This is a genomic window from Kocuria sp. (assembly GCF_030536815.1).
In the GTDB taxonomy this organism is placed as follows: Bacteria; Actinomycetota; Actinomycetes; order Actinomycetales; family Micrococcaceae; genus Kocuria; species Kocuria gwangalliensis.
In genome coordinates, this window is the sequence record NZ_JAUNPE010000123.1 from 1 (window position 1) to 6,394 (window position 6,394).

Sequence of the window (6,394 nt, forward strand, 5' to 3'; positions counted from 1 at the left end):
GCTCCTGTTGCTGCCCATGCTGTTGATCTTCCTCAACACCGGCCTGGGTACCCTGGCCAAGTCCGGCGCGGTGTCGGAAGAGGCCGCGGGTCAGGGCTGGTACGAGTTACTGCGTGCCCTGGGTGAGACTCCCATTGCGCTGACGATCACGTTGATCATTGCCGCGCTGACCATCGGCAAGGTTCGCGGCATGAGCGGATCGGCCATCGAGAAGACCTTCGAATCGGCACTCGGCCCGGTCTGCTCGGTCATTCTGATCACCGGCGCCGGCGGCATGTTCGGCGGGGTGCTGCGCACCTCGGGTATCGGTGACGCCCTGGAGAATGTGCTGTCCGATGTGGGTATCCCCGTGATCCTGGCCGGCTTCATCATTGCCGCCGTCTTGCGCGTGGCCCAGGGCTCGGCCACCGTGGCATTGACCACCGCGGCCGGCCTGGTGGCTCCCGCGGTGCTTGCCGGTGACTACAACGCCTTGCAGCTGGCCGCCATGGTGGTTGCCGTGGCCGCTGGTTCCGTGGTGCTGTCCCACGTGAACGATTCCGGCTTCTGGCTGGTCGGTCGCTTCCTGGAAATGGATGTCAAGACCACGTTCAAGACCTGGACGGTCCTGGAAACCATCATCGGTGTGGTGGGCTTCGCGATCGCCGCCGCGATCTTCGGCCTGGCCGGAGCCGCCTAGCCTCCGGCCCCACCAATGACGACGCCGCCGCGTCCCCTACTCTTCCAGCCCCGGGCTGGGTGCCGGAAGTGGGGAATGCGGCGGCGTCGTCCGTTGTGACGTTCGAGTCGCGGGAGCGGCAGCGTTAGATCTTGTCCGGATCCGCGGCGTTGATGACCGGGGCCTCGGGTTCGTCCAGGTCGGCCATGGAGGGGGCCACGCGCACGCGCAGGGAGCTGGGGAACACCTCTGACTCGAAGGCCGTGATCTTGCCCAGGGAATCGCCGTCGATCTGGGATTCTGTGGCGTCCCAGAATTCCGCGCGCACGTGCTTGCCGCGGTGGAAGTCGATGACGGGCAGGTCGTGGGTGTGGCGCAGAAGCACCTTGGCGGCCATCCGGGCCCAACCGAGCATGCTGCGGGGGCTCATGACCACCAGGTCCAGCACACCGTCGTCCAATTTGGCATCCGGAACCAGCACCATGCCTCCCGTGAGCTCACCGCAGTTGCACACCATCACCGAGCGAGAGCGCGCGGATTCCCATTCGCCGCCGTCCACCCGGAAGCGTGCCCAACCGGGCCGGTTGAAGAGGTGGCGGGCGCCGGCCTCACCATAGGCAATCCAGCCGACCATGTCCTTGAGGTCGTCCTTGGTGTCGGCCATGATCTGTGCATCGAAGCCACCGCCGCCCATGACCAAGAAACGGTTCTTGTCCGTGGTGCCGTCCTCGCGTTCCACGTTGAAGGACACCGTGTCGATGGATTTTTCGGAACCGAACAAGGCCACGTCCACGCACTGGCGCGGATCGGCCAAATTGGCACCCAAGTTGCGGGCCAGCAGGTTGCCGGTGCCCAGGGGAACGAGCCCCAGGGCGGTATCGGTCCCGGCCAGCGTTTCGGCCACGGCTCGCACGGTGCCGTCGCCGCCTGCGGCAAGGACCACGTCCGCGCCGTCCTCGACGGCGCGCCGGGCCATGGAGTACCCCGAGTCGTCCACTTCGGTCAGATAGAACTCGGGATCGGACCAGCCACCCTTGCGGCACGCCAGGATCACGGCGTCGCGGGCCTCATCGGCTTGGAGCTTGATCGGGTTGAGCACCACAGCAACACGCTGCGGCACCAGAGAATTGGTGCGCACGGGAGTCTTTCTCGGTAGGAGGAACGGTCACCTGTTTACCAGGGGTAGTCTACGGTCGCCAGCTTGGCGTGAGCCACGTGCGGCAGCGGGTTCCGCGTTAGTCTGCCCCGTTCGCTACCCTGGAACGGTGATCGATATCAATGAGCTGCGCGCCCACCCCGACCTGTTCCGTGCTTCCCAAAAAGCCCGTGAGGCGGACGAGAGCCTGGTGGATCGAATTCTCGACGCCGACGCCCAGCGCCGCACGGCCATCACCGAGTTCGAGAACCTCCGCGCGGAGCAAAATGCGTTCGGCAAGAAGGTCGCCAAGGCACAGGGCGAGGAAAAGCAGGCATTGCTCAGCCAGGTCAAGCAGCTCGCTGCGGATGTGAAGGCCACCCAGGCCACCGCCGACGCCGCTCAGCAGACTCAGCAGGCACTGCTCGCTCAGCTGCCCAACCTGGTGGAAGAGGGGGTACCTTCCGGTGGTGAGGAGGACTTCACGGTGCTGCGGACCGAGGGCACGCCGCGTGATTTCGGGGCCGAGGGTTTCGAACCCAAGGACCATCTGGAAATCGCCGAACTGCTCGACGGGATCGACATGGAACGCGGCGCCAAGGTCTCCGGGTCCCGGTTCTACTTCCTCAAGCGTGACATCGCCCGCTTGGAGAACGCGTTGTTGCTCGCGGCCCAGGACCTGGCTCTGGACAACGGTTTCATTCCCATGACCACGCCCAACCTGGTGCGTCCGGAGGTCATGAGCGGCACCGGTTTCGACGTGGAACACGATGACGAGATCTACCGGGTGGAGAAGGACGACCTGTACCTGGTCGGCACCTCCGAGGTGGCCCTGGCCGGCTACCACATGGATGAGATCCTGGACCTTTCGGGCGGTCCGCTGCGCTACGCCGGGTGGTCCTCGTGCTACCGCCGCGAGGCCGGATCGGGCGGTAAGGACACCAGAGGCATCATCCGCGTGCACCAGTTCAACAAACTGGAAATGTTCGTCTACTGCACCCAGGATCAGGCCGCCGCCGAGCATGAGCGGCTGTTGGCCTGGGAAGAACACATGTTGCGGGCATGCGGGCTCAGCTACCGTGTGATCGACACCGCCGCCGGTGACCTCGGCACCTCCGCGGCCCGCAAGTTCGACTGCGAAGCCTGGGTCCCCACTCAGGGCCGCTACCGCGAGCTGACCTCCACGTCCAACTGCACCACCTATCAGGCCCGTCGCCTGAACATTCGTGAGCGGCTGCCGGAAACCACCGGTGCCGACGGCAAGCCCAAGAAGGCCGGCACCCGCGCCGTGGCCACCCTGAACGGCACATTGGCGACCACTCGCTGGATCGTGGCGATCCTCGAGACGCACCAGCAGCGGGACGGATCCGTGGTGATCCCCGAGATCCTGCGGCCCTACATGCGCGGTCAGGACGTGATGCGCCCGGTGAACTAGGGCGCCGAGGAGTTCACGCGCCCTTAACCGTGTGGTCTGCGTCGTGTCATCGGATGCTGGTGGTGTGACACCATGACTGTTATGACTCAAACACAGGCTGGCATCGATGACCGGCAGCAAGAACAACTGAAATCAGCGGCGGACACGCTTCCCCCCACCAAGGTCCAACCCGTACGCGTGGGCTCGTGGACCAAGGAAGAAGGGGTCAAGTACCTCGTCGCTCTGGATGTCGACGGCACCCTGGTGGATCACGACGGCAAGATGTCACGCGCCGTGAAGGACACCGCCCGCGCGGTGGTCGCGGCGGGTCATCACGTGGTGATCTCGACCGGCCGCTCCATGGGGGCGACCCTTCCCGTGATCCGGCAGGTGCACATGGAGTCCGGGTTCGCCGTGTGCTCCAACGGTGGCATCACACTGCGGCTGGATCCGCAGCTCGAGAACCACTACGAAGTGGTGGATCGCGTGAGCTTCGATCCTTCATCCGCGTTGGAGGCCCTGGCGGACAAACTGCCCGCCGCCAAGTTCGCACTCGAGGGTGCAGACGGACAGTTCTACTCGACCGAACGGTTCCAGGACTCGTCCTTCGGTATTGAAGCGATCGGCGTGGATCTGAAAACGCTGGCCGAAACACCCGCGGTGCGCCTGGTCGTCTACAGCGCGAACGACACCCCCGAGGAATTCGCCAAGGTGATCGATGAGGCCGGCCTGCACGGAGTGACCTACTCCGTGGGATGGTCCTCGTGGTTGGACGTGGCGGCCAACGGGGTCTCCAAGGCCAGTGCTCTGGAGCAGATCCGGCGTCAGCTGAACGTGGACCCCGCTCATACGATTGCCATGGGCGATGGCCGCAACGACATTGAAATGCTCGACTGGGCGGCCCGAGGTGTGGCCATGGGGCAGGCCCCGGACGAAGTGGCCAAGGTGTGCCACGAGGTCACCACCACCGTGTACGAGGATGGGGCCGCCCGCATTCTGCGGACGCTGCTCTAGATTCAGACACTGCTCGTGGCCGCGGGGCCACCGCATGAAACGCGTGCGTGAACTGCGATACTGAGAACGTGTTTGTGATGACATTGACTCAGCGCGTGGAGGACGGCTCCCGGCCCAGCTCCGAGATGGACCGTCAGCTCACGCGCGAGTTGGGAGATCTGAGCACGAGCGCGCCGTTCCAACCCACCGGGCCGGGCGAGGTCCGAGGGCTCACCGAAGACCCCGAGGCAGCCGTGAGCGCGACAATGATCGCTTTGCGCGACGGTCGTTATGCGGTGGCCATCGGGGTGGGTGAGGTGTTCCTGACACGCGTGACCGACCCGCAGGGTCGGTTGGCCGTTGCCGCGGACGGAGCAGGAATGCTCTACGGCCACGAGGCCGCCGCGACCGTGCGCGGCATCGATCGCGTGGCGGTGCGCGTGTGCGCGGCGGATCAGCAGTCCGCGGCCGAGGCGCAGGCGGTGCTCAAGCTCGTGGGGCGCATTGTGAGCGTGCGTAGTGAGGCCGAATGGCGCGTGGTCGACCTTCTGACTCCGGGGGCGAGGGGGCAGCAGAAGGACGTGGCGGCCCAGCTGGGAATCACTCCGCAGGCGGTGTCCAAGGCTGTGGTGCGCTCACTGTGGCACGAGGAATGGGATGCCCGACCCGCCGCAGCCACCCTCCTGCGGCGCTGCGCGGAACACTTCTAGGCGCTCACCACCAGACATCCACGGCGTAACCACCCTCGGTCAGCGCGAATTCCAGCTCGGGGGCGCATTCCATGGGCAACCGCAGCGATCCCAGAATGTCTTGCGCGTCGAAATAGCCTGTCAGCCAGGTGAAGGCCGAGTGTGTGCTGCTGAGCCTTTCGCACAGCGCTACCACCTGATCCAACCGGTCGGGGGTGCTCAGCACCCAGAAGGACTCGACGTCGGTGAGCTGGAACAGGCCCACCCAAGGCAATGATTGGCTGCCCCCGCCTGTTTCGCCCTGCTCCGCCGAGGGCTCTCCCGGGAGGGAAGATTCCTCGCCACGTTCGACCTCACCATCCGGGCCGCCCCCGTCCCGGGGAGACCAGACCCAGCCCCCCGGCGCGGCGGGACCCAGTGCCGGTGCCAACGGGTCCAGTTCCCAGCGCGGTGCGCGGGTCAGCCATTCCGGGCTGCTCGGCGGAAACAACGGGCCGTCCACGGGGGCGGGCCATTTCTCGGACCACGTGGCCCAGCTTCCGGCGCTGATGCGATCCCAGAAACTCTGCATGGGTAATTGGACGGACAGTTCCATGACGCTGGTGTGGGAGCGCAGCCAGCCCGCCGGCGCGTCCAGGAGGGGATCCTGTAACGCCTCGTTCGTGTACGGTCGCGCAGCGATGTCCGTGTGGACGGCCGGGGAGACATGCGGGTCCACACCGGCGGCGGCCAGAAGCTTCTGCACGGCCGTCACCAAGCGGTCAGCGCCCAGTAACTGCGTGCACGCGCTGCCGTGGAACACATATACGCGCTCGTAGGGCGCGGGGTGTGAGCCAAGCACGGAGATCACCTCGAACGGGCGGGAAGCAACGGGTGGGCCGAGCGCCGTCGCACGCTGTCTGCGGGGCGTTCACAAGACATCCCACCACAACGCACCGACATGCACAGGCCGCTGGATCATCCCGGCGCACGGTGTTGGCCGGTGAAACGGAACCCCGCACCCATTAGCTGGTGCGGGGTTCCGGAGGTTTCGGTGTCGAAACTCAGTCGTCCTGTTCGGCCTCTGCGGCGGAATCGTACTCGGACTGCTGGAAACGTTCCTGAGCTTCCACGATCAGGCGCTCGGCGGTTTCCTTGCCTTCCCAGCCCTCGCCCTTGACCCATTTGTTGGGTTCCAGGTCCTTGTAACGCTCGAAGAAGTGCTGGATCTCCTTCTGCCTGAACTCGTTGACGTCCTCCAGGCCCTGGATCTCGTCGTAGCGCTTGTCCGTGGATACGCACAGCACCTTGGCGTCACCGCCGGCTTCGTCGGTCATGTTGAACACGGCAATGGGGCGGGCTTCCACGATCACGCCGGGCATGATGTCGACGTCCATGATGATCATGGCGTCCAGCGGATCGCCGTCCTCGCCGAGGGTGTCCTCGAAGTATCCGTAATGAGTGGGGTACTGCATGGACGTGAACAGCACACGATCCAGGCGGATGCGACCGGTCTCGTGGTCGAT

The 6,394-nt window shown here is 65.4% G+C and carries 7 protein-coding genes; 4 read left to right on the top strand and 3 right to left on the bottom strand.

What is annotated here, in order from left to right; all coding sequences use genetic code 11:
- Positions 1–679 (top strand): GntP family permease (locus Q4E95_RS10190; RefSeq protein WP_303383203.1); only part of this gene is annotated, 679 nt, incomplete at its 5' end.
- A 124-nt stretch (positions 680–803) separates the two neighbouring features.
- On the opposite strand, the gene Q4E95_RS10195 is transcribed toward Q4E95_RS10190, so the two are convergent.
- The gene (locus Q4E95_RS10195; RefSeq protein WP_303383204.1) at positions 804–1,796 is read right to left on the bottom strand and encodes a diacylglycerol kinase family protein; all 993 of its coding nucleotides are present in this window, start codon (positions 1,794–1,796) and stop codon (positions 804–806) included.
- Positions 1,797–1,923: 127 nt separating this feature from the next.
- On the opposite strand from Q4E95_RS10195, the gene serS reads away from it, so the two are divergent.
- From serS to Q4E95_RS10210, 3 genes are all read left to right on the top strand, one after another.
- On the top strand, positions 1,924–3,228 hold the full coding sequence (gene serS / locus Q4E95_RS10200) for a serine--tRNA ligase (protein WP_303383205.1): 1,305 nt from the start codon (positions 1,924–1,926) through the stop codon (positions 3,226–3,228).
- A gap of 81 nt (positions 3,229–3,309) precedes the next feature.
- Entirely contained in the window at positions 3,310–4,221 is a 912-nt protein-coding gene (locus Q4E95_RS10205; protein ID WP_303383206.1) for an HAD family hydrolase, read from the top strand.
- A 77-nt stretch (positions 4,222–4,298) separates the two neighbouring features.
- On the top strand, positions 4,299–4,910 hold the full coding sequence (locus Q4E95_RS10210; RefSeq protein WP_303383207.1) for a hypothetical protein: 612 nt from the start codon (positions 4,299–4,301) through the stop codon (positions 4,908–4,910).
- Positions 4,911–4,914: 4 nt separating this feature from the next.
- On the opposite strand, the gene Q4E95_RS10215 is transcribed toward Q4E95_RS10210, so the two are convergent.
- A complete protein-coding gene (locus Q4E95_RS10215; RefSeq protein WP_303383208.1) occupies positions 4,915–5,730 on the bottom strand; it encodes a hypothetical protein in 816 nt (271 codons plus the stop codon).
- A gap of 202 nt (positions 5,731–5,932) precedes the next feature.
- Positions 5,933–6,394, bottom strand: a 462-nt coding sequence (locus tag Q4E95_RS10220) for an inorganic diphosphatase (RefSeq protein WP_303383209.1), incomplete at its 5' end; no start/stop codon positions are given.